1 pseudogene is annotated in these 263 nt (G+C 48.7%); it reads right to left on the reverse strand.

Going from position 1 to position 263, the window contains the following annotated elements:
* Positions 1–263 (reverse strand): annotated as a pseudogene (locus AAEZ00_RS21515) (50S ribosomal protein L3 N(5)-glutamine methyltransferase); the annotation flags it as partial.

The following is a 263-nucleotide window of genomic DNA, read 5'->3' on the forward strand; positions in this document are numbered from 1 at the left end:
GTCTAACATCTGCACAAAAGGAGCGAACAGCTGACGATGTGCCATTAGCTCATCATAAGTAATCGCAAACACCCCATGACCACCATGAGCGAACTTTAACCAGTCAAACTGAATCTCAGGATAGGCTTGCTTTAACGCCCACTCACTATCACCCACTTCACAGACCAGTAAGCCTTCTGGACTGAGATAGTCTGGCGCTTCAAAAAGAATGCGGTGTACCAAGTCCAGTCCATCTTGACCTGCTGCTAGCGCATGCTCAGGCT

This window comes from Shewanella sp. S1-49-MNA-CIBAN-0167 (genome assembly GCF_040310145.1).
GTDB lineage: Bacteria > Pseudomonadota > Gammaproteobacteria > Enterobacterales > Shewanellaceae > Shewanella > Shewanella psychromarinicola.